At 45.0% G+C, this 21,108-nt stretch carries 26 protein-coding genes and 1 tRNA gene; 24 read left to right on the forward strand and 3 right to left on the reverse strand.

The annotated features are described in order from the left end of the window. From L7H18_01495 to L7H18_01510, 4 genes are read left to right on the forward strand one after another with little or no spacing between them, the layout of a single operon-like run. Window positions 1–468 carry a DUF4395 domain-containing protein gene (locus tag L7H18_01495; GenBank protein UMX48200.1) on the forward strand — a complete coding sequence of 156 codons (468 nt, stop codon included), beginning with the start codon at window positions 1–3 and terminating at the stop codon, window positions 466–468. Then, a complete protein-coding gene (locus L7H18_01500; protein ID UMX48201.1) occupies window positions 462–1,235 on the forward strand; it encodes a prolipoprotein diacylglyceryl transferase in 774 nt (257 codons plus the stop codon). Before L7H18_01495 ends, L7H18_01500 begins: the two co-directional genes overlap by 7 nt. Beyond that, window positions 1,235–1,555: a hypothetical protein gene (locus L7H18_01505; GenBank protein ID UMX48202.1), complete on the forward strand. Its 321-nt coding sequence runs from the start codon at window positions 1,235–1,237 to the stop codon at window positions 1,553–1,555. The genes L7H18_01500 and L7H18_01505 overlap by 1 nt, the downstream gene beginning before the upstream one ends. A gap of 57 nt (window positions 1,556–1,612) precedes the next feature. After that, the gene (locus L7H18_01510) at window positions 1,613–1,900 is read left to right on the forward strand and encodes a hypothetical protein (protein ID UMX48203.1); all 288 of its coding nucleotides are present in this window, start codon (window positions 1,613–1,615) and stop codon (window positions 1,898–1,900) included. A gap of 316 nt (window positions 1,901–2,216) precedes the next feature. Here L7H18_01510 and L7H18_01515 read toward each other — a convergent pair whose 3' ends face one another. Beyond that, the gene (locus L7H18_01515; protein ID UMX48204.1) at window positions 2,217–2,945 is read right to left on the reverse strand and encodes a hypothetical protein; all 729 of its coding nucleotides are present in this window, start codon (window positions 2,943–2,945) and stop codon (window positions 2,217–2,219) included. A gap of 342 nt (window positions 2,946–3,287) precedes the next feature. Here L7H18_01515 and L7H18_01520 point away from each other — a divergent pair, with 342 nt between their 5' ends. The 7 genes from L7H18_01520 (at window position 3,288) to L7H18_01550 (ending at window position 9,101) form a co-directional block, all read left to right on the forward strand. Further along, the gene (locus L7H18_01520) at window positions 3,288–4,970 is read left to right on the forward strand and encodes an AAA family ATPase (protein UMX48205.1); all 1,683 of its coding nucleotides are present in this window, start codon (window positions 3,288–3,290) and stop codon (window positions 4,968–4,970) included. A 23-nt stretch (window positions 4,971–4,993) separates the two neighbouring features. Next, complete coding sequence (locus L7H18_01525) at window positions 4,994–5,431, forward strand: YbhB/YbcL family Raf kinase inhibitor-like protein (GenBank protein ID UMX48206.1); 438 nt, start codon at window positions 4,994–4,996, stop codon at window positions 5,429–5,431. A gap of 283 nt (window positions 5,432–5,714) precedes the next feature. After that, the gene (locus L7H18_01530; protein ID UMX48207.1) at window positions 5,715–7,163 is read left to right on the forward strand and encodes a TIGR04141 family sporadically distributed protein; all 1,449 of its coding nucleotides are present in this window, start codon (window positions 5,715–5,717) and stop codon (window positions 7,161–7,163) included. A gap of 51 nt (window positions 7,164–7,214) precedes the next feature. Beyond that, window positions 7,215–7,544: a nucleoside triphosphate pyrophosphohydrolase family protein gene (locus L7H18_01535; protein ID UMX48208.1), complete on the forward strand. Its 330-nt coding sequence runs from the start codon at window positions 7,215–7,217 to the stop codon at window positions 7,542–7,544. Window positions 7,545–7,574: 30 nt separating this feature from the next. Continuing rightward, the gene (locus tag L7H18_01540; GenBank protein ID UMX48209.1) at window positions 7,575–8,144 is read left to right on the forward strand and encodes a M48 family metallopeptidase; all 570 of its coding nucleotides are present in this window, start codon (window positions 7,575–7,577) and stop codon (window positions 8,142–8,144) included. Between the two features lie 53 nt (window positions 8,145–8,197). Further along, window positions 8,198–8,812: a mechanosensitive ion channel family protein gene (locus tag L7H18_01545; GenBank protein UMX48210.1), complete on the forward strand. Its 615-nt coding sequence runs from the start codon at window positions 8,198–8,200 to the stop codon at window positions 8,810–8,812. A gap of 19 nt (window positions 8,813–8,831) precedes the next feature. Further along, window positions 8,832–9,101: a DUF5652 family protein gene (locus tag L7H18_01550; GenBank protein ID UMX48211.1), complete on the forward strand. Its 270-nt coding sequence runs from the start codon at window positions 8,832–8,834 to the stop codon at window positions 9,099–9,101. A 42-nt stretch (window positions 9,102–9,143) separates the two neighbouring features. Here the strand turns inward: L7H18_01550 and L7H18_01555 are convergent, their stop codons facing one another. After that, window positions 9,144–9,644: a metallophosphatase family protein gene (locus tag L7H18_01555; protein ID UMX48212.1), complete on the reverse strand. Its 501-nt coding sequence runs from the start codon at window positions 9,642–9,644 to the stop codon at window positions 9,144–9,146. Between the two features lie 285 nt (window positions 9,645–9,929). On the opposite strand from L7H18_01555, the gene L7H18_01560 reads away from it, so the two are divergent. The 12 genes from L7H18_01560 to L7H18_01615 all read left to right on the forward strand — a co-directional run bounded on the left by L7H18_01560 (window position 9,930) and on the right by L7H18_01615 (window position 19,617). Then, window positions 9,930–10,595 carry a transposase gene (locus tag L7H18_01560; GenBank protein UMX48213.1) on the forward strand — a complete coding sequence of 222 codons (666 nt, stop codon included), beginning with the start codon at window positions 9,930–9,932 and terminating at the stop codon, window positions 10,593–10,595. 158 nt (window positions 10,596–10,753) lie between these two features. Continuing rightward, on the forward strand, window positions 10,754–12,580 hold the full coding sequence (dnaG, locus tag L7H18_01565) for a DNA primase (protein ID UMX48214.1): 1,827 nt from the start codon (window positions 10,754–10,756) through the stop codon (window positions 12,578–12,580). Between the two features lie 143 nt (window positions 12,581–12,723). Beyond that, window positions 12,724–13,782: a sigma-70 family RNA polymerase sigma factor gene (locus L7H18_01570; protein UMX48462.1), complete on the forward strand. Its 1,059-nt coding sequence runs from the start codon at window positions 12,724–12,726 to the stop codon at window positions 13,780–13,782. Between the two features lie 59 nt (window positions 13,783–13,841). Continuing rightward, a complete protein-coding gene (locus L7H18_01575) occupies window positions 13,842–14,387 on the forward strand; it encodes a cytidylate kinase family protein (protein ID UMX48215.1) in 546 nt (181 codons plus the stop codon). A gap of 4 nt (window positions 14,388–14,391) precedes the next feature. Then, complete coding sequence (locus tag L7H18_01580; protein UMX48216.1) at window positions 14,392–14,931, forward strand: cytidylate kinase family protein; 540 nt, start codon at window positions 14,392–14,394, stop codon at window positions 14,929–14,931. A gap of 91 nt (window positions 14,932–15,022) precedes the next feature. After that, window positions 15,023–15,094: transfer RNA gene (locus tag L7H18_01585), tRNA-Asn, on the forward strand. 335 nt (window positions 15,095–15,429) lie between these two features. Further along, on the forward strand, window positions 15,430–16,341 hold the full coding sequence (locus L7H18_01590; GenBank protein ID UMX48217.1) for a hypothetical protein: 912 nt from the start codon (window positions 15,430–15,432) through the stop codon (window positions 16,339–16,341). A 477-nt stretch (window positions 16,342–16,818) separates the two neighbouring features. Then, window positions 16,819–17,001, forward strand: a complete 183-nt coding sequence (locus L7H18_01595) for an AbrB/MazE/SpoVT family DNA-binding domain-containing protein (protein UMX48218.1) — start codon at window positions 16,819–16,821, stop codon at window positions 16,999–17,001. Between the two features lie 143 nt (window positions 17,002–17,144). After that, window positions 17,145–17,690: a flavodoxin family protein gene (locus L7H18_01600; protein ID UMX48219.1), complete on the forward strand. Its 546-nt coding sequence runs from the start codon at window positions 17,145–17,147 to the stop codon at window positions 17,688–17,690. A 5-nt stretch (window positions 17,691–17,695) separates the two neighbouring features. Beyond that, window positions 17,696–18,469, forward strand: coding sequence for a DUF4037 domain-containing protein (locus L7H18_01605; protein ID UMX48220.1), 774 nt, complete (start codon window positions 17,696–17,698; stop codon window positions 18,467–18,469). Between the two features lie 116 nt (window positions 18,470–18,585). Further along, window positions 18,586–19,035: an IS200/IS605 family transposase gene (tnpA, locus tag L7H18_01610; GenBank protein UMX48221.1), complete on the forward strand. Its 450-nt coding sequence runs from the start codon at window positions 18,586–18,588 to the stop codon at window positions 19,033–19,035. Window positions 19,036–19,209: 174 nt separating this feature from the next. Next, window positions 19,210–19,617: a hypothetical protein gene (locus L7H18_01615; protein ID UMX48222.1), complete on the forward strand. Its 408-nt coding sequence runs from the start codon at window positions 19,210–19,212 to the stop codon at window positions 19,615–19,617. On the opposite strand, the gene L7H18_01620 is transcribed toward L7H18_01615, so the two are convergent. Next, window positions 19,544–20,803 (reverse strand): ISL3 family transposase, encoded by a 1,260-nt coding sequence (locus tag L7H18_01620; protein UMX48223.1) that lies wholly within the window; start codon window positions 20,801–20,803, stop codon window positions 19,544–19,546. The genes L7H18_01615 and L7H18_01620 overlap by 74 nt on opposite strands. Between L7H18_01620 and L7H18_01625 the strand changes: the two genes are divergently transcribed. Next, window positions 20,791–21,108: a hypothetical protein gene (locus L7H18_01625; protein ID UMX48224.1), complete on the forward strand. Its 318-nt coding sequence runs from the start codon at window positions 20,791–20,793 to the stop codon at window positions 21,106–21,108. The two genes, L7H18_01620 and L7H18_01625, sit on opposite strands and share 13 nt — an antisense overlap.

Raw genomic sequence — 21,108 nt, forward strand, 5'->3', positions numbered from 1 at the left:
ATGAAAATTTCTTATCGTCCGGTTGCGGTTCCAAAGGGCGCGTTTATTTTTTGCCGTTATTCGATCGCAATTCTTGTTTGGCTGGCGTTTATTTTGCGTGATCCTTGGATTCTTGTTTTAGTTGGCGCAATTATGTTTTTGTCGGCGGTTTTGAAAATCAGACGCGCGCCCATGATAGTTTTATACGGTTATACGATTGATAAAATTTGGAAATCGCCAAAAGAGATATTGAACGAAAGCGCGATGAAGTTCGCGCATATCTTGGCAACGGGGTTAAGCGTTATTTGCCTGGTTTTTATTTTATTTATTAATTCGCATGTCGGCTGGTTTTTAACTTTTTCTTTCGCGATTATGAAAACTATTTCCGCGGTCGGTTTTTGCCCGGCGTCGAAACTTTACGAATGTGCGGGGAGCGATAAATGCTGTTCGTTTGCCAAGGGGATTAAAAAAGCCGGCAAAACATGTTAGATGAACATTTCCACCCGGAGAATTGGGGAATCCGGCCGGTGTTGTTTTCGATAAACGGGTTTGATGTCCCGGCTTATGGTTTTTTTGTCGGTTTGGCGATAATTGTCGGCGCGTTTGTTTATTGGCGCGAAGCGAATAAATATCGACAAGGCGATGACCATGGTTTTTATTTGGCGGTTGCCGGACTGCTGGGCGGCGCGGTTGGCGCCAAACTTCTGGAGTGGATTATCAATTACCAATTTGTGGCGGCGCATTTTTATGATCCGCGCGCGTTTCTTTACGGCCGCACGATTGTGGGCGGTTTGATCGGCGGGACGATCGCGGTTTTAATTACCAAGCGCAAAATGAAAATTACTCGGCGGATGGGTAACGCGTTCGCGCCCGCGATTGCGCTGGGCGCGGCCATCGGCCGGATTGGCTGTTTCTTGGCGGGCTGTTGTTTCGGCAAACCGACCAATATGGGTTGGGGAGTTAATTTCGGCGATGGTATTTTGCGTTACCCGACGCAACTTTTTGAATCTGCGTTTATGCTGGCGATGTTTTTTTATCTGCGGTATAAAACAAAAAAAAATAATTTAAAACCCGGCCGGCTTTTTACCGAACTGATGCTGGCCTATTTCGCTTTCCGTTTTTTTCTTGAATTCATTAAAGCCGAACCGGCGATGATCGCCGGTTTGACGGTATTCCAAATTATAAGTATTATTGTTATGCTTTATTTAATATTCGTTAAAGAAAAAATCTTGAATTTAATTTTAACTAAAAAATAATGGAAGATCAAAAACCGGTGAATAATCAAAAAATCAGCGGGTTGCGAAAGCCCGTTTATTTGATCATAGGTATTATTTTTGGCGCTTTAGTATGGTTTGCCGCCGGGTATCTGCTTTTGACATTATCAAGTTATGTTTTTTATTTTAACTATGTTTTCCCGATATTCCTTGTTGATATGCTGATTGTCGCTGTTTTGGTTTGGTCTTTGCCTCGCGCGATGAAAAAAAAGTTTATTATTATCGGTATGCTTTTATTTTTTGCGGCAGTGTTTTTAATACCCGGCCCTTGCTCGATCTTTTCATTTTTGAGTGAGTTATGATAACTAAAATCACGGTAAATCAAAAACAGAATTATTTAAAGTAAGACTATGTACGGGATGCCGGCAAAAAGATTTGAGCCTGATATTTACAAGGATCGCAGAAAATTAAAGGTGAGCGACTTTCTCGCCGGGTTTTTATGCGGTTTGATATTTTGGCTTTTATCTTTTTGGATTGCGTGGTATGTCGCGCCGCTGATAATCGCCGCGCTTTGCGCCGCCGGATTATTTCTGAAATTTCGCCGCCGCTATTTTATTTACGGCGCGCTCGCCTTGATCTTTTTTCCGTTTGTTGTTTGGGCGACGCTCATCTGGTTCTACGCCGGCCGCAACGAAATCAAAAGCTAGAAATAAATCCATTTTTGATACAGGTCTAATCCCTAAACTTCCGGCGGTAAATTACAAACAGATTGTGAGAGTCGCGAAAAGATTGGGATTTTATTGTGCGCGGAAGACAAAAGGAAGCCATTAGATTTGGTGTTGCGATGGCAGCGGCAGACAAACCACGATTCCAAATCATTGGAATAGGTTATTTAAGAGAAAAACATTTGCAAGTATTTTAAATGATATTGGAATCACCGTTGAGGATTTTATGAAAATAAAATAATTTTGTATTTAAAAAACGCCCTTTAATAATCTTGGGGCGTTTTTCAGGAAAACAAAACTAGAATTTGCAGAGGTTGTCTTCAAACTTGCCGCCGGATTTGTCGCACCAATCCCGGGACAGGCCTTTGCATTGGTTTGAGGTGACTATCCATGTGCCGCCGTTGTCGGTGCAGGCCGCTTCCACTTGCGCGTTGGCGCGTTTGTCGGTCAATTCTTTGAACATCACGCCATCAAGAATGAAACTTTTTGAAGTTGGAACCGTGGGCAGGCTTTCCACCGCGTCGCCGTCGATTTTCCAGTCGAGATAATCGACTTTCACGGCTTGGTTGACGATTGCGATATTCCGCAGATCAATACGGTCGCCGATGGCCACGGCGTTTGAGCCCACAATCAACCTTTTTTCTTCGTCAACCAGGGCGATTGCGGCGTAATAATAAACTCCCACATCATTGGCGGTTTTTTGGGTTAAAATTACCGCCCAATCGGGCTGGCCATCGGAGTTGAGATCGCCCGTAACCGGGGTTCCCGCGATTTGGGTGGTAATCTTGGACCCGTCGGCAGATGTGTTCTCGGACTTGCCGTTTTCCAGAGAGACGAGTTGATATTCGACGAAATATCTCGCGTTCAACGGGTTTAATTCGCCGGCGACCGGTTGGTTTTCCGCGGGGTTTTGAGTCGTATTTTTGGGCAGGTTTGATAGGATTGCCGCGGCGATGATAACCACGGCCAAAACCGCAATTCCGATAAAGATGATTTTTTTGTGCGCGAGAATCGTATTTATATTCATATCTAAATTATTTGTTATTAAAACCAGTATAACACCGAGAAGCAAATTTGTGGAGGTTTACCTCGGAATTCTGCTTTTTGAGGTCAATCTTCAACGAATTTGCGGTAACGGATGGCCGCCGCCGGTTGGATTGCTTGCTCAACTTCGGCGGCAAGTATATTATGAGAGTGTAGAAAAACTATATTTCAACTGCAATTTCCATCTTTCGGCTGCGAAAAATCCGTCAGTCGGCGGCAGACTTTAAGCCAAGTATGCCTTCTCCTTCCTCATTTTTCTCGCTCGAAATATGAAAATTTCGTTCTGAAAATAGTTTTTCCACGCTCTCACTATGATAAATACGACATGACACAAGAACAGGCGTTGGAAATTTTAAAATCAGGCAAAAACGCGTTCATTACCGGCCCGGCGGGGAGCGGCAAGACTTTTGTGTTGAACCGTTACATCGATTGGCTGAAAAGTTGCGGCATCAACGCGGCGATTACCGCGTCCACGGGGATCGCGGCCACCCATTTGAACGGTATTACCATTCATTCATGGACCGGAATGGGCGTGCGCGATGAACTGGCTTCGCGCGATATAAAAGAACTGGTCAAGCGGGGATATTTGCGCCGCCGGTTTTTAAGTACCGGCGTTTTGATCATCGATGAAATATCGATGCTGGCCGGTTGCCAGTTGGAAATGGCCGATTTATTGTTTCGCGCGTTCAAACAGATTGACGCGCCGTTTGGCGGCGCGCAGGTGGTTTTGTGCGGTGATTTTTTTCAACTGCCGCCAATCCGGCGGCGGATGAATGGGCAAGAGGTTCGTCCCAAAAGAGGCAGATCGCAGGCAAGCATGGATTTTAACGATGGCGACGGCGAGCCGGCGCCGCTGTTCGCCTATGGTTCGCGCGCGTGGCGCGAACTCGATTTGAAGATTTGTTATTTGGACGAACAGCACCGGCAGAGCGATAAAGGTTTTTTGGCCGCACTCAACGCCATTAGGAGCAATTCCGCGGATGATGCCATTCGGCAATATCTGCAAACGCGCGTGGGCGCCAAGATTCAAATGAGCGTCGAGCCGACCAAGCTTTACACGCATAATGTTGATGTGGAAATTGAAAACAATCTGGAGTTGGCCAAAATTTCCGGCAAGGAATTTTATTACAAAATGGAACAGATCGGTCCGGCCGCGCTTTCGGAGCGGTTGCAAAAAAGCTGTTTGGCGCCGGAAGTCCTGCGCTTGAAAATCGGCGCGCGGGTGATGTTTGTGAAAAACAATTTTGAAGAGGGTTATGTCAACGGCACTTTGGGGGTGGTGGAAAAATTGGATGAAAGCCGGATTATGGTGCGTACCGCCGCGGGCGATTTGATGGATGTGGGGCTTGCCAGCTGGCACATTGCCGAGGAGGGCGATATTAAAGCCGAGATCAACCAGTATCCGCTGCGGCTGGCGTGGGCGATCACGGTGCACAAAAGCCAAGGGATGAGCTTGGACGCGGCCTTGGTTGATTTGAGACAGTCATTTGAGCCGGGGATGGGTTATGTGGCGCTGTCGCGCGTGCGTTCGTCGGCCGGACTGTCGCTGGCCGGGTTCAACGAGATTGCGTTGCGGGTCAATGAAGAAGTTTTGGAGTTTGACGAAAAATTAAAAGAAAAATCCGCGGTCGCGGCCAAGGAATTGGCAATTTCGCCTTTCAAGTTCCGGAAGCCGGTTCCCGCCGCGCCGAGAAACAAAAAACCGGACACGGTTATCGTTACCCAAGGATTATTTGAGAAAGGATATTCTTTGGAGCAGATCGCCGAGGCGCGGCGGCTCAAGAAAGCGACGATCGTCGATCATTGCGAGAAGATAAAAGAAAAAGATCCGAACCTTGACTTTTCGCCGCTGGCCAAAGATGTGCCCGCGGGCAAATTGATTCAGCTCAAGGCCGCGTTGCGAAAATGCAAAGACGCCGATGGCAAGTTTCTTTTGAAGCCGGCCAAAGAATTGCTGGGCGATGATGCCGATTACGATGAATTGCGTTTGGCCCGATTGCTTTTGTAGAAAATAATAATTTCAAAAATACTATGATGGAATTAACCAGTCCGCTGTTTACGCATAACGACGGTTTTCCGGAAAGGAGCACTTGCGACGGAAGCGATGTCAATCCGCCGTTGGAGATCGCCGGAGTTCCGCGCCAAGCCGAATCGTTGGCGCTGATTTTGCGCGATCCGGACGCGGTGGAGGGGATTTTTATCCACTGGATAATGTGGAATATCGATCCAAAAACAAATCGTATCGAGCTTGATTCCGTGCCTGCCGGCGCGGTGCTTGGCAAAACCACCGACGGCGGAATCCGTTACATAGGCCCGTGCCCGCCAAGCGGTACCCATCGTTACATTTTCACGCTCTACGCTTTGGACACAAAGATTTATCTCAACGAGGGCGATACCGCCGAACAACTCAACGCCGCCATGAAAGGCCATATCCTTGAACAAACCGACCTCTTGGCAAAATATCGCTGATTTTTTGTCGGTTATTTTGCTTCCGAAATTAGTATATACCAAGTATATATTCAAATATATACTTTTGTTATATTTTGCAATAACGGGAAAAATTACTTAAAATAATATCGGGCAACGGCCCGATTTTATTTTTTTATACCCCGTCAGCTTGCTGCGGGGAAGAAAAAGAATGAGGAGTCCTTAGTAATCGGAAGTAATTTTCGAGGAAACATCCTCTGGTTGCGGCGGGGTTAATGCCCCGACGCAAGAACTCAATTTATTTTTTAAAGACGGAAATATAATTATGGCGAAATATAATTTGTATCGGGTAATGCCGGAGAAACGGTTTGAGTTGGTTGAGAAATTGCGCAAGGATGGGTTGGAGATGGCCAAGAAGGTTGAGGTTGACGGGTGCGTGTTGGAATTTTTGATTTCGCGCGCGCCGGACGGATCGGATATCTGGTGGACCAAGACATACCGGGATTTTCTTGACGGCGCGGAATTGCCGAAAAATATTGTTTACAGCGCGGCGTTTTTTGTTTACAGCGACGAGTTTTGTTATGCCGCGGCATTGGGGAAGACCTATTTCCAAATCAAAAATTATTGCGATTTGGATTTTGGCATAAATATGGCCCAGCGCATCGCCGCCGACCGCGTGAAAATAAAGAATTCCAAATTTTTCAAATCGCGGCGCAACCGCGTGACCTCCAACTATCAGGCGGGCAACCGTATTGAGTTTGACAGCGGCGAGTCGCTGGATATGATCCGCGCGTCCACGATTGATCCGGCATTGTGGGGCGGCGAGGCCAATTTCGGCGCTTCGGTGCAGTTTTCCATTGATATCTCGCCGGATCAATTGCCGGCATTTATCAAAAGGATTGAGGCGGCTTTGGCTCGACCCGCGCGGATGGATTTACCCAAGGTGATTGCGATCCGCGATGCCGTTAAGTCAAAAGACTTGGACGCCGAGTTGGTGCGAACTTTGGCCAGCGAGGATCACGGCAGAATAGTTTTGATTGCCAATGAAAACTGCCAGTATTCTTTTTATTTGCAGGGCGCTTATGGCGAGCTTTCCGACAAAGGCGAATTCGACAAAAAGGCGTTGCAAAATTTTTTTAATTCGCAGAATATAAATTTGTTGGAGCAAATCAATGAAATCAAAGTCAGAGTTTATGATCCCGAAGGCCGCGAACGGTCGAAGAATCTAAAAGCCTTGATCGATTTTCATGATGAAGAAGGCCGGGTTTGTCTGATTGACGGCAAGTGGTATCGCTATAACCAATCGTTCGATAATTTTTTGCGGCGCGAAGCGGATTCGATCGCGGTTGAAAAAAACAAGGCGGCGGCGGAAGGGAAAAATTTGGATGAATTTATCGAAGCGCAAATCGCCGCCGGTTTCATCGATTGCCGCAAAGCAATCGCGGCAATCGATGAAAAATATCGGGTGAATAAAATCGATCTTTATAAAGACGGTACATTATATTTCATCGAATTCGGCAATATTGAAGCTCCGAATTACGCGGTTGACCAGGCGATCGCCGCGATCAAATATCTGCAAGCGCGCCGCGGCCAGCTGGTTTTGGACGGTCAGACTCTGGATGTCGAAAGGATTTGTTTGTGGCTGGTTCCCGATGGCGGCCGCGAGATCGAAAAAATTTCGCAAATCGATTCATTAAACTTTCTGATGAAAATTTCCGATTTCAAACGCTCGGTTCTTTCGGCCGGGTTCAGGCCAAGAATTAAAGTTGGCTGACTTTGCTTTTTATTCGTATCGGTATTAAGATTTTTGATATAGCACAACAATATGGAATTCAACGAATATCAAAAAATCGCGCGGACTACCGCGATGTACAGCGGGGCGGGGAATAATTTCGCTTATCCGGCTTTGGGATTGTGCGGCGAAGCCGGCGAGGTGGCCGAGAAAATAAAACGGATCGTGCGCGACGGCCGCAAAGAAGCGACCGCCGAAGAATCGAAAGAAATTTCCAAAGAGCTGGGCGATGTTCTATGGTACATAGCCAATCTGGCCGCGGAATTCGGTTTGGATTTGGATATGATCGCGCGGGAAAATTTGGAAAAGTTAAAATCGCGCAAGGAGCGCGGCGTGTTGCATGGATCGGGAGACAACCGATAGCCAATTTCCAATATCCAATTTTCAAAAACCATGGGCAAAGAGGAAAAAAGGGAAATTAATTTGCGGGGCCGCAAGGTGATTTATTATTTGAAGACCAGCACGCGGACGCGGAGTTTGAGGATTTCAATCAAGCCCGGCGGAATCGTGGCGGCGATAAAACCGAATTTTGTCAGCGACCGGAAGGTCGATGATTTTTTAACGCAAAAATCGGAATGGGTGATTGCCAAGATTGATCTTCTAAAAAATAAGCAGCCGATTCTCGCGGCCGGCACTCGCGCGGATTTTAAACGATTATCGCCCAAAGCCCGGGCGTTGGCCCTGGAAAAGATCGGGCGGTTCAACAAAACCTACCGGGTCAACTTCAACCGCGTTGCCATACGCGACCAGAGTACGCGTTGGGGAAGTTGTTCATGCAAGGGCAATTTGAATTTCAATTACCGCATCGTTTTTTTGCCCGAACATCTGGCCGATTATATCGTGGTGCATGAAATGTGCCACCTGCGCGAACTTAACCACTCGACCCGATTTTGGGATTTGGTGGCGCGCGCGATTCCGGATTATGCCGTTCGCCGCAAAGAATTGAAAAACGGCTATTGCTGAAATTGGGGGCGAATGTGTTATGATAAATATGCGGAACTTACGCAAAAGTTGTTATGTTAATCGATATATCAATTTTGTTGAACGAGACCTACGGTTTATTTTTGCATTGGATTGAACAGCACGGCGGCCGGGTGCTTTTGGTGATCTTGATTGCCGGCGCGGTCAACGGTTTGTTCCGCACGGTTTTGTCGAGAAAAAGATTGATGCCCGTTATTGACAATATCCCCCGTCCTAAGTATAAGAATATAATCGGCGAATATCAGAGAAAAAGGATTGAAACCGTGGTTAAAGCACTCAATAACACATTATCAACGACGATTTGGGCGATTGCGATTATTACTGTATTGCCGGAATTCGGGGTTAATTTGGGGCCGATACTGGCCGGGCTCGGGCTGGCCGGGTTGGCGGTGGGAATGGCGGCCAAAGATATGCTGACTGATTTTATCGCCGGATTTTTCATAATCATTGAGGGCGAGTATAGCATCGGCGACAAAGTTAAAATTGGCGGAGTTACCGGAAAAGTTATGGAAGTTTCGTTGCGCCGCACCATTTTGCAGGGTAGCGGCGGTTCAATCCATATTGTTCCCAATCGGGAGATAAAATTGATTAAGCGTTTCGCGGGGAGGAAAAAGGGCGAGCAAGCAAATAATAATCAATCCGCTGTTTAAAGGCGGGTTTGATAAAAAAATGGAAATAGAATCGTTTCCCCGTTCAGTAAACTGGTTTTTTACCACTGGCAGTCCGGTGCCGGAAATTAATTTTTGGCTTTTTATCGTTATCGTGGCTTGGTCGCTGGCTTGGAAAGGCGCGGCGCTTTGGAAAGCCGCGCGCAATAACCAATTATATTGGTTTACGGCGCTGATGCTCGTGAATACCGTGGGTATTTTGGAAATAATCTATATTTATGTTTTTACCAAAAAACGGCCCGAAATCGGTTCAAGTTCGGTTATTAAATAATGTTTTTCGGAAAATCTCCTGTCTTCGGGCGGGAGATTTTTGTTATAGGCGGCTGACAATTTTCAGATCCAATTTTTTTGTTTGAGTTTCCAATATCGCGAAAGTTGCCTGGTAGAACATTCCGGCCAGAGTGCCCGGATTGGCCAGTTGGCATCCGTTGACGCTTTCAATCCACGGCTTGTGGGTGTGTCCGTAAAAAATAAAATCGAATTTTTGTTTTTGGCAACGCAATAAAGCGATTTCCCGGTAATGGCAAAAGCCGATCTTCAAACCGTCAAATTCCATTTGGCCGAAATCTTCGAAAAGCGTGATTTTTTGCGGATAATTTTTTGCGGTAATTTCAACGCTTGGCCGATAATCCATATTTCCGAAAGCCGTGAACACTTTGCCGCTAAAATTTTTTACCAGCCGTTCCAAAGTTTCGCCCGAAGCGATATCTCCGCAGTGGATCGTCGCCGCGGCCGGATATTGCTTGGCATAATCCAGAAATTTGTCCAAAGTCGCCAAATTGTCATGGGTATCCGAAATAATTGCGATTTTCATACTTTAATTCTATCCGATTATCAGTTTTTTCCAAAATGCATCCCGCAGGAGCAAGACACCTGCGAAATATACAAACTTTCGCAGGTGTCTTGCTCCTGCGGGACTGGTTGCGGTAAAATAAAAAATATATTGATGGCGGGTTAATACCCCGCCATCAGCCAAAGGATGTTTCCTTTGGAATCCTCATTCTTTTTGTTCCCCGCAGCAAGCTGACGGGGTATAAAAAGAATAAAGTATGGCACAAAGAAAAGATGAGTTTATAAACGGGAGATTTATCATATCACTTTGCGCGGCGTTGAAGGTCGGGAGATTTTTGTTTGCGATGATGATCGCTGGCGCGGTATTTTTTCTTTGTATGAATTCAATAACTTAATTCCGGTAACGATTAGGCGGCAGCGGGAGAAAAGAGAACAGTTTAAAGAAAAAGTTCGCAGGCGTCTTGCTCCTGCGGAGCTTACGGTTGCGACACAGCAAGACCAAAGGGATAAGTTGGTGGAGATTTTGGCGTTTGTTTTTATGCCGAATCATATTCATTTATTATTGCGGCAGTTGAAATTCAACGGAGTCAGTTTTTTTATGCAGAAATTCGGCTCTGGATATGCGAATTTTTTCAATAAAAAATACCAAAGAAAGGGGCATTTGTTCCAGAGCAAATTCAGGGAAAGCCATATTGACGGCGATGAATATCTGAAAACCGTTTTAACTTATATCCACACGAATCCCATTTCGATCATTGAACCCGGATGGAAGGAGGCGGGCATAAGAAATCCTTCCAAGGTGATCGAGTTTTTGGAAGAATACCGCTGGTCGAGTTATTTGGATTATTTGGAAAAGAAAAATTTTCCCTCCGTAACCGAAAGAGACTTTATTCAGAACATTTTTGGGAGTTTTCAGAACATTAAAGAATTTGTTGATGCGCGGATATACTCGTCGCGGATCTCGCAAATATAAATGTAAAAATTCGCAGGTGTCTTGCTCCTGCGGCATTAAAAAGTTCGCAGGAGCAAGACACCTGCGAACTCGGTCTTTTAAATTGTTTTTGGCGTGGTTTGGTGATAATATATCCATACCGTGAGGATGGGTTTTTAGCTTAATCAATTTTTTGGAACATGGATTCGCCGATTGAGGAAATAAAAAGCCGGCTGGATATCGTTGATATTGTCGGGCAATATTTGAAACTGCGCAAAACGGGCGCCAATTTTTCCGCGTTGTGCCCGTTCCACTCCGAAAAGAGCGGATCGTTTTTCGTTTCGCCGGCGCGGCAGACTTGGCGGTGTTTCGGATGCCAGAAGAGCGGGGATATTTTTACTTTTATCCAAGAAATCGAGGGCGTGGAATTCGGCGATGCGTTGCGGATTCTGGCGGCCAAAGCGGGCGTTGAATTGAAGAGACAAACGCGTGAAGCGGTGGAAATGAAAACCGAACGGCAGCGGTTGTACGATGTTTGCGAACTTGCGTCAAGATTTTTTGAAAAACAATTGGAGGCCAGCGCGATCGGCAAGAAAGCAAAGGAATATCTTCTGGGCCGGGGCTTGTCCGAGAAAAGTATTTCCATGTGGCGCATCGGTTATTCTCCGGACGCATGGCAGGGACTGCATGATTTTCTGGCTTCGGAAGGGTATACCGATGCCGAGATCATCGCGGCGGGGTTGGCCGGATCCGGGAATGGCGGCCGGGTTTATGATCGTTTTCGCGGCCGGATAATGTTTCCGATCTTTGATTTTAATTCGCAAGTGGTGGGATTTGGAGGGCGGATATTCGAAAATAAATCCAAGGATGATAGCAAGGGTTCAGCCGCCGAAGCTTTAGCCAAGGCGGTTGGAGTGAAAGAGGCCAAGTATTTGAACACGACCAACACTTTGCTTTATGATAAAAGCCGGATTCTTTACGGTCTTGACCGTGCCAAGCTCGCGATCAGAAAATCAAATGCCTGCGTTTTGGTGGAAGGCTACACCGATGTGATTATGTCGGCGCAGGCAGGCGTGGAAAATGTGGCGGCAAGTTCGGGTACCGCGCTTACGGCCATGCAATTAAAAATGATTAAGCGGTTTACTGACAATATCGTGTTGGGGTACGATATGGATATTGCCGGCGATACCGCGAATCGCCGCGGCATTGATTTGGCATTGGCTCAAGGTTTTAATGTGAGCGTGGCGCGGCCGCCTTTCGAGGGTAAAGATCCGGCCGATGTTATCGCCCAAAGCCCCGAAGAGTGGCGCAAGGCCGTGGCGAACACCCGGACGATTATGGATTTTTATTTTGACCGGGCGTTTGCGGCCGACGACAAGAACACTCCCCAAGGCAGAAAGAAAATCGTTGGTTTTGTTTTGCCGGTGATTAAAATGATTCCCAACGCGGTGGAACAGGCATATTGGTTGCAAAAGATTGCCGATCGGTTGGAGGTGCGCGATATTCATTACGAAGATTACTTGCGCCAAGAGCTAAAAAAGGTTAAGCTAAACGAATATATATCCGAAGGGGTTAATAATGCGGTGTCCGCGCCGGCATTGCCGAGGGAAAAGCGTTTGGAAGAACGCCTATTGGCACTTTCCATCAAATATCCCAAAATCGCGGGACTTATTGAAAAACCGGCGCTTGATTCATTTTCCGCTTCGGCCAAGGAAATTATCGAAAAGATAAAAACCGTGGAAAATTTCAACGGCGAAGGGCTTGGCAACGGCGCCAAGGACCTTTACGAAGCGATTTTTATGGAAGCGGAAAGCGAAACGATCGATGAGAAAGCCGCAGTCGGCGAAGCGGAGTTTCACTCCGGACGGATAAAAGGTATTTTATTTAAAAATTCTTTGGCAAATCTTTCGCGCGAGTTGCTTGAGGCTGAAAAAAAGGGCGACGCCCAAACCGCGGCGCGTTTGCGCGATCAATTTAATTTGTTGGCAAAGTCGTCCGCTCAAATTCCGCCAAAATCGGAAAAATGACACATATGGCTACTCAAAAAAAATCCGTTAAAAAATCGGCAAAAATTAAAAAACCGGCGGTTGCCAAAAAAATCAAGAAGACCGTAAAACCCAAGGTTAAAAAACCGGCGGTTAAAAAGCGTTCTTCGGTGAAAAAGGAGGGAATGTCGGCCAAGGTTTTCGATCCGCGCAAATTGGAGATTTTTCTGGAAAAAGGCCGGGAAAGGAATTTTGTGACATATTCGGAAATTATGTCATTTTTTCCGGATGTCGAAAAAGATATCGACGGTTTGGACGAGCTGTACCAGATGCTTGATTCGCGCGGAATCGAAGTCAAAGAGGCGCGCGAATTTTTGGAAGTCGGTCCGGCGGCGGCCAAGCGGCGTTTGGAGTCGAAAATCGATCCGGTGCAGATGTATCTGAAAGAGATCGGCCAGATTCCGGCGTTGACCGCGCATGACGAAAAAGATCTCGCCAAAAAAATCGAAGCGGGCGATATGGAAGCCAAAAAGCGATTGACGCAATCGAACTTGAAATTGGTGGTGTCGATCGCGCGCAAATATATCGGCCGGAGCGCGCATCTGACTTTGCTGGATTTGATCCAGGAAGGCAATTTGGGATTGTTTCGCGCCGTGGAAAAATTCGATTGGCGCAAAGGCTATAAATTTTCAACCTATGCCACATGGTGGATTCGCCAGGCGATTACCCGGGCCCTTGCCGATCAGGCGCGCACCGTGCGTATTCCGGTGCATATGATTGAAACCATTTCCAAGTATACTCAAGCGAAAAGAAAACTGCTGCAGTTTTTGGGCCGCGAGCCGTTGCCGGAGGAAATCGCTTCCGAACTCGGTTTGGAGGTTTCCAAAGTGCGTTATATCCAAAAAATTTCTCAAGATTCGGTGTCGTTGGAAACGCCGGTGGGCGAAGAAGGCGAAGACAGCATTTTGGCCGAGTTTATCGCCGACGATAAAGTGACATCGCCCTCGCTGGACGCGGCAAGGAGCTTACTGAAGAACCGCCTGCACGAAGTCTTGGTTGATTTGACGCCGCGCGAACAAAAGATATTGGCGTTGCGTTTCGGCCTGGAAGACGGCGTTACCCACACCTTGGAAGAAGTCGGCCAGGAATTCGGCGTAACGCGCGAGCGCATCCGCCAGATCGAAGCCAAAGCCCTGGAAAAAATCCGCAACCACGCCTCTTTGAAAAAACTCCGCGACTATTGATTTTAATTTGAAAAACGCGAGCCAACTTTGCGCTTTTCATATATTGCTTGAATTCAATTATGATCTACAAAAGTATTGTGATTTCTGGGTTGGCCGGCGCGGGGAAAACGACGCTGGCAAAAAAGCTGAGCGGCATTTACGGCTGGCCGGTATATTCCGTGGGCGATTTGTGGCGGGCTCGCTGGGAAAATAAGTATCCCGATAAAGATATCGCCTTCGAAGAATTCTGGCGCACAACTTCAACTCAGGAAAATTTGCAGACAGATACGGATTTTCGCGCGATTGTGGCCAAGGAAAATGTGGTGGCCGACGGCCGGTTCGCGATTCATCTGCGCAACTTGCCGGCGTTGCTGGTTTTTTTAACGGCCGATTTGGAAACCCGCGCGGCGCGGGTTTTAGGAATGGAAAAATACAAAGAAAAAACGCTTGATGAGATTAAACAGATTCTTCGCCAACGCGAAGTGGATGAGATTGCTTTGGGTCGCCGGTTGTATAATTACGATTACCGCGATTCTTGCTATTATGATCTGGTGATAAATACAAAGTCGCTGTCGGTGGAAAATGAAGCCGCGATCGTGGACAGCGTGATGCCAAAAATAATTTAAATTGATGAAATATAAAAGCATTGTCTTTTCCGGATTGCCGGGCGCGGGCAAAACCACACTGGTAAAGAAGCTTAGCCAGAGTTATAATTGGCCGCTGTATTCCGTGGGCGATTTGTGGCGCGCAAAGTGGGCGCAAAAATTTCCCAATAAGGAAGTGGCGTTTGAAGAATTTTGGCGCACCAGCGCCACCCGCGACTTGGAGCAAGTGAACATTGATTTCGCGCAAGTTATTATCAAGGGTGATGTGGTGGGCGACAGCCGTTACGCGATTTATTTGCGCAATTTGCCGGTGCTTTTGGTGTTTTTGTCGGCGGATTTGGAAACCCGTTCGTCGCGGGCGTTCGGCTTGGAAAAATACAAAAACAAATCGATTGAGGAAGTAAAACAAATTCTGCAGCAGCGCGAAGTGGATGAAATCGCTGCCGGTCGCCGTTTGTATGGTTATGATTACCGAGATTCCTGCTATTACCACATTTCGTTTAACACCGGAATGCTAACTCAAGAAGAAGAAATCGCGATTGTGGACAGCGTGATGAAAAAATAGCCGTTTTTGCCGCGCCCATCGCAAATACGCTCATCGCAAACCTTGATATTTTTCTTCTCTTGAGTTATTATTTATTCGTTGGAAAAAATATTCCGGCGTGGCGCAACGGTAGCGCGGTTCGCTGTTAACGAAAAGGTTGTAGGTTCGAATCCTACCGCCGGAGCCCAGTAGTTGAAAAATCAGAATTTGCAGCTAAAGGCACCGTATCGCACGGTGTTTTTGGGCTGTCATTTAATTTGACAACATCATATAAATATTGTACTGTTTTCGTTGCAACGAGCCGCCTGCACATTACAAAACAACGAGGCGAGCGTTTTGGATGTTCTGCGATAAGTAAGAATTCCTAAAACGTTCGCCTTGTGAACCGATAAATCGTTTGCGTGATCGAGGCGACAAAAACGAAAGAGGTGGTATGCAGTGGTAAATTCCATTGGTAACCCGACGAAAGAACTAACTGCGGGCCAGATAGCCAGACTGTTGGCTTCTTGGCATAAAGGCATGGAAAAATCAGGTCTGTCATTAAATGACCTGCAAAGAGGAATAGAAGACGTCAAGCTGCGAAAGGGTTTGATTGGCATTTGGCATCGCGAGTCTTCTGAGCCATCACCCGAGTGGAAGCGCTCAAAAACCTTCAGGAATTGGTTCATGCTGTATCCAAGCCAAGTGACTGGAAGATTGGCGACATGGTATGAACGCATGGAGAAATTGGGCTTAACGGTTGATGACTTGCGACGAGCAAACGCCGATGTCCAGCTGAGAAGATGCCTGATATGGTATTGGCATATCGAGAGCTTAACGCTTTCTCCCAGCCAGAAACGAGCCAAGGAAATAATGGGTAGAAATATGCTCGAGGTCAAAGAAGTGGTTGAGTGCCTTGGATTGAATCCAGACAACAATCAACTACTTGCCCTTGGTCAAGTGCCATTCTCCGAAGACATTCTCGAAAAATGCAAGAATACTCATATCTTGGTTCCAATCTTCCCGCTATCCATAAAAAATATTATGGATTTGACGAGGCAGACATTCCATGAAAGGACTCTTTGGCATGAGCATTATATGTTCGAGGAAGAAACCGGGTTTCCTGAATGGCAGCTGATTTGCAAAACCTTGGCGCCGAAATCTCTTAATCAAACTTGGAAAAAGCAATTAGCACATCTTGGGAAAAAAGAAGAGGTGCCAAGTGCAATAGTAATGGTTTCCGCGCTAATCAGTTACTACCTAATAACCGGTGAACGATTGTTTGAAAATGCGATAGGACGAACATCGACTTTCGGTCATCGGGGCGGACCGGCGCCACAACTTAATGTTGGGCCATTTCCGCCCGAAGGTCTCAAGGTAGACGATTTCTGCGATTGGTTGCCTAACTGGAGCTTTGTCGGAAACTTCTGTGCTATGAAAAAGAATCTCTAATTTAGTTGGTCAATTTTGCCTCACCAACTTGTGTTCGCCAAATCATAATCGGCGAACCATTTTTATTATAATGCGCAACCTAAACTTGATTTTCCCAAACGATGATGAATAATTTTGAATCGAGCTGTCGACTGATGTTATCAAAGACTTCTTTTTATATACAGACTGCATTGTTTATTCAAGTCAGTTCGACTTTTAGCTGCGAAACTAGAACTTGTCCTGGGTTGCAAGGCGGGGGCTACCGCGAGCCCCCGGAGCTGGCTAATGAACCCAGTAGCTTGGCGTCTTCCATACTGGATTTGATAAACGGATAAATCCGGTAGAGTTCGGAAAATATGTCAGTGCCGGAGCCCAGCAGTTGAAAAATCAGGATTTGAGGCTAAAGGCACCGTATCGCACGGTGTTTTTGGGCTGTTTTTGGGCTATTAGATCTTTTACCAAAATGTTATATTTAAACTATATTTAAATATAATCTGCATGAACCGAAAAACTTCGGAGAAAAATATTCGCAATCTTACGCGTCTCGGCAAAACTTCTCTTTCGATTACCATTCCCAGAAACTTGATTCTGGAACTCGGCTGGCGCAAAGGCCAAAAGGTGGTCGTCAAAAAGCGCGGCAAAGGTTTGACAATAGAAGATTGGCAAGAAAAACTGCCCTAAAAGTCTAACCCTTTTAATTCCGACGGGTTTAATAAATCCGAGTAAATCAGATTTTTTTAATGTAGTCGTGGAGTATGGCTAAATCGGAAAAAATCAAAATTATTGGTATATCGGGTAGTCCAAGGAACAAAAATACCAATTACATGTTGAAAACAGTCCTTGACGCTACGGGTTGTCTTTATGAGTTAATTTTGTTGAAAGACAAAAACATAAAGCCGTGTTTAGCTTGCGGTGGATGTTTCCATTCGCATAAATGCGTCGTAAACGATGATATGCAAGATTTATATGGCAAAATGTTAGATTCAGATATTATTATTTTTGGTTGTCCGACATATTTTGCCAATGTTACCGCTTTAATGAAAAATTTTATGGACAGATGTTTGCCGCTTTATCTTTCGGAAGGATTAAAAGATAAAAAGGCTGCTTTGCTTGCCGTAGGCAACTTTAAGAAAGGAGAGGTGCGATTTTTGGATAATTTTGACGCGGAAAAAGCAATGCAAACATTGGCGGGTAGAAAGATATTGGAAGAACCCGTTAAAAAATGTCTTGATATTATGAATTTTTTTTGTACCCAACATATGGGGATGAAAATAGTTGGCAGTGTTCTTGCAATTAACGGAAATTCGCAATCAAAAGAAAATGAATTGATAAATTTGGGAAAAAAACTAATTTCAAGGGAAAATAAATAAAATTTATGGAATCTGATATACAAGGTGCAGATAAATTATTCAATAAAGTGTTGGAGGAAGCAAAGAACGACCCAAATATTCTCGCCTTTTGGCTTGATGGCTCGCGAGGCAAGGGTATTATTAAACACGCTGAATCAGATTATGATTGTATGATGATAGTTGCAGATGAAGTATTAAATGAATATAAGTCGCGTTACGAAAAAATCGGCAATCCGGTATTTGAGCTTGGGGTTATGACGCTTAATGAATTCAAGAAATTTGCGGCTTGGGACAGCGATATGGTTTGGTATCGCTATAATTATGTTGGGATTAAACCGCCGTTGGTTGATAAAACCGGTCAAATTAAAAAGCTTTTTGATGAAAAAGCGAGCATACCGGAAAATGTAAAAAGAAAGTTTATTAGCGATGCACTCGATTATTATGTAAATGAGGTCTATCGTTCATTGAAATGTTTTCGTGATGGTCAAATTGTGGGAGCGCGATTAGAAGCATCAGAATCAATGTTGCCGCTACTTAATACGGTTTTCGCGATTCACGGGAGGTTGCGGCCTTATTATAAGTATTATGAGTGGGAGTTAAGGAACTATCCTTTAAGCAAATTGAGTATTTCGGGAGATGAATTTACAAAACAAATATTGATTATTTTGGGGAACGCCGATATCAAAGTTCAACAGAAACTTTTAATGGAGATAGAGAACATCACGCGCAAAGAAGGTTATGGCGATGTTTGGGATAGTTGGGGTGATAAAATAGATTGGATGAGGCATTTCCAAATGTAAATAATGTTTTCACCCTGTCGGTCTTGCCGCAGGGAACAACTTAAGGGGGTGGTTTGGTAGGGGGATATCCCCCTACCATCACGCGCGAAAGCGCGTCCGTGTTACAATAAGCCAATATGGAGCAAGAAAAGCGGGATATCTGGCGTTGGTACCACAATGTTTCCGAATGTTATTACCACATCCAGATTACGGTCAAATATCGCAAAGCATTACTGAACGAAAAGGTGATTGTCGCAATTGTCGAGAGCCTGAAAGGATTTATGGAACGGTACGCCATTGAGATCAGCCATGTGGGATTCGACCAAGACCACGCCCATATTCTGGCAAGATTCCTGCCGAAGTATTCCGGCGACCAGGTTATCAAAATAATAAAAAGCATTACCGCGCGCGAGGTGTTCCGGCAAGTTCCCGAAATTAAAAAAGAACTCTGGGGTGGAGAGTTCTGGACAGACGGCTATTATATCGCTACGATCAGCGCACGCGGTAATAGGAAAGTTATTGAGCGATACATTCAAAACCAAGGCAGACCAAAAGACGTGAGCCAGTTACGATTGTTTGAATTGTAGCTGCGAACGCCCTGTCGGTCTTGCCGCAGGGTCATTTACATAAATAAATTAACTCCCATTTCGTATATTTGTGTTTTGAAAAAAATGAATAAGCAAATTTAAAGACATTATGGAAAGAGAAAGACCAAAAATAGGGGTTGGAATGTATGTCATAAAAAATAGTATAAATAATTTATGAACAGAAAAAGAGAATTAGATATCGTAAAATCATTTTTAAAACATGAAAATATCAGTTTTACCAATAGTGATTTTAATCAGAGCGAAAATTTAGACAAAAAAGGGATAGATGTTGTTTTTAAGAATAAAAAAATCCAAGTTACAGGTGCACCGTCTGATAAATTGGAAGTCCAAGGGAAAGTTTTGAAAGCGAGAGAAAAGACTGCTGAAGCTGGAAATGCAAGATATATATCAGAAACTAACCAGTTTGAATATAATGCCAATGCCGATGAAGTATGGGAAAAATTTATTTCAGAACCGTTGAAAAAGAAAATAAATGGCTCTTCTCCATTTAATGTGAATTTAAGCCGATTACGGGCGGCAGGTCAAAATGCAATTTCCCCAAACGCAAGTAAATCAGCGTGATAAAATTATCGGTATTTTTGAAGCCTCTGGCTTGGCGTTTGATGGTCTGAATGATGCCGTTGATGGCTTCGGCGAACGCATTGGTAACCCGGTCTTTGAAATAGCTAACAACTCCTTGCCAATGGCGTTTGATAGTTTTGGCCGCCTCGATCATCGGCCGCAAGCGGCAATGGGTGGCCCAGAAATACCAGTTTTTCAGTTTTGATTCGGCATAATATGGACTGGTAAGGGAATAAATGTCTTTCAAAGCGAGTTTAAGATTATAGGCTTTCACGGTTTTGAGATTCAGCTTGCACAAGTTTTCCAGCTGTTTTTTCTGTTTTGCGGTGGTATTTTCCGGACTATGGAGAAAAGCGTAGCGGGTGCCGTTGAGTAAGGGATTGGCTTTGCGCTCTTGGCGGCAGACTTCATCAACGGCGTTGTTAACATATCCCATTACATGGAATTTATCGAAAACAATGCCGGCGTTGGGCAAATAGTCAGTAACTCCCTTGATGAATGCTTTGGACAAATCAATGCAGGCGGTGGTGATTTTAGCCGGATCGCCCTTGTGGGCGGCAAGGTTGGCTGCAAATGATTCAAAGGTTTTAGCGTCCCGGTTTTCAGTGATATAAAGCACTTTTCTTTCTTTTTGATCGGAAAATACGGTAATATAATCGTGTCCTTTGGCTTTGCTGGTTTCATCGACGCTGACTCCGTTCACGCCCGACATATCCACTTTTAATCGGGCTTCCCGCACATAATGCTGGACGATTCGCATGATGCGGTTGTCGTAAATTCCTAAAATTCTTTCAACCATTGCCAGAGGCATGTGGCTTGCCAATTCCATCGCGAAAGCTTCAAAAAGCAAAGTGAACCCGCTGTTTGGCCTTGCCCAGGGAACGGAAACGGTAATTGTGGTATTGTTGCTTTTCGGACATTGCAGGCGAGGCAGCGGCGCATGCAGGTAAGCGGCAAACTGGAAAAAATTCAAATGCCGCCAAACGCGTTCTTGATAATCATGTATCGGATGCTCTTGATGGCAGAGCGGGCAAATGAAGCGGGAACCTTTGGGATAACTGATATGAATATCCAACCGTCCTTCTTTTTGGGAAAATTCGGTTTTCTGGACAAACCAGGGAGATGATAAACCCAGCGCGATCTGAAACACATTCAAATTAACATCGTTGTTCTGTGGATTGGACATATGTGAAATATTGGTTAAGATATTTCAAATATATCCAATCCACGGATAATTTCCACCCCGCCGCCGAAAAAATTCAAGAATACGAATCACATAAAGTGGAGAAGAAGCAAATAAATAGATATATCAAAAGAATTAGCCTCAAAGAAATTAAAGAAATCATACTTATAATTTATACTAACAATATTCCTCAATTATTTAATTTTTCCGAATATATTGCTAACAATAAAATAAATGATTTGGAAAATCTTAAAAAATTCAAGGAAGTTTTCTTAATAGAATCAGGAAGAAATATAAAAATTAATTAA

It is taken from the genome of Candidatus Nealsonbacteria bacterium DGGOD1a, assembly GCA_022530585.1.
GTDB lineage: Bacteria > Patescibacteriota > Minisyncoccia > Minisyncoccales > UBA5738 > UBA5738.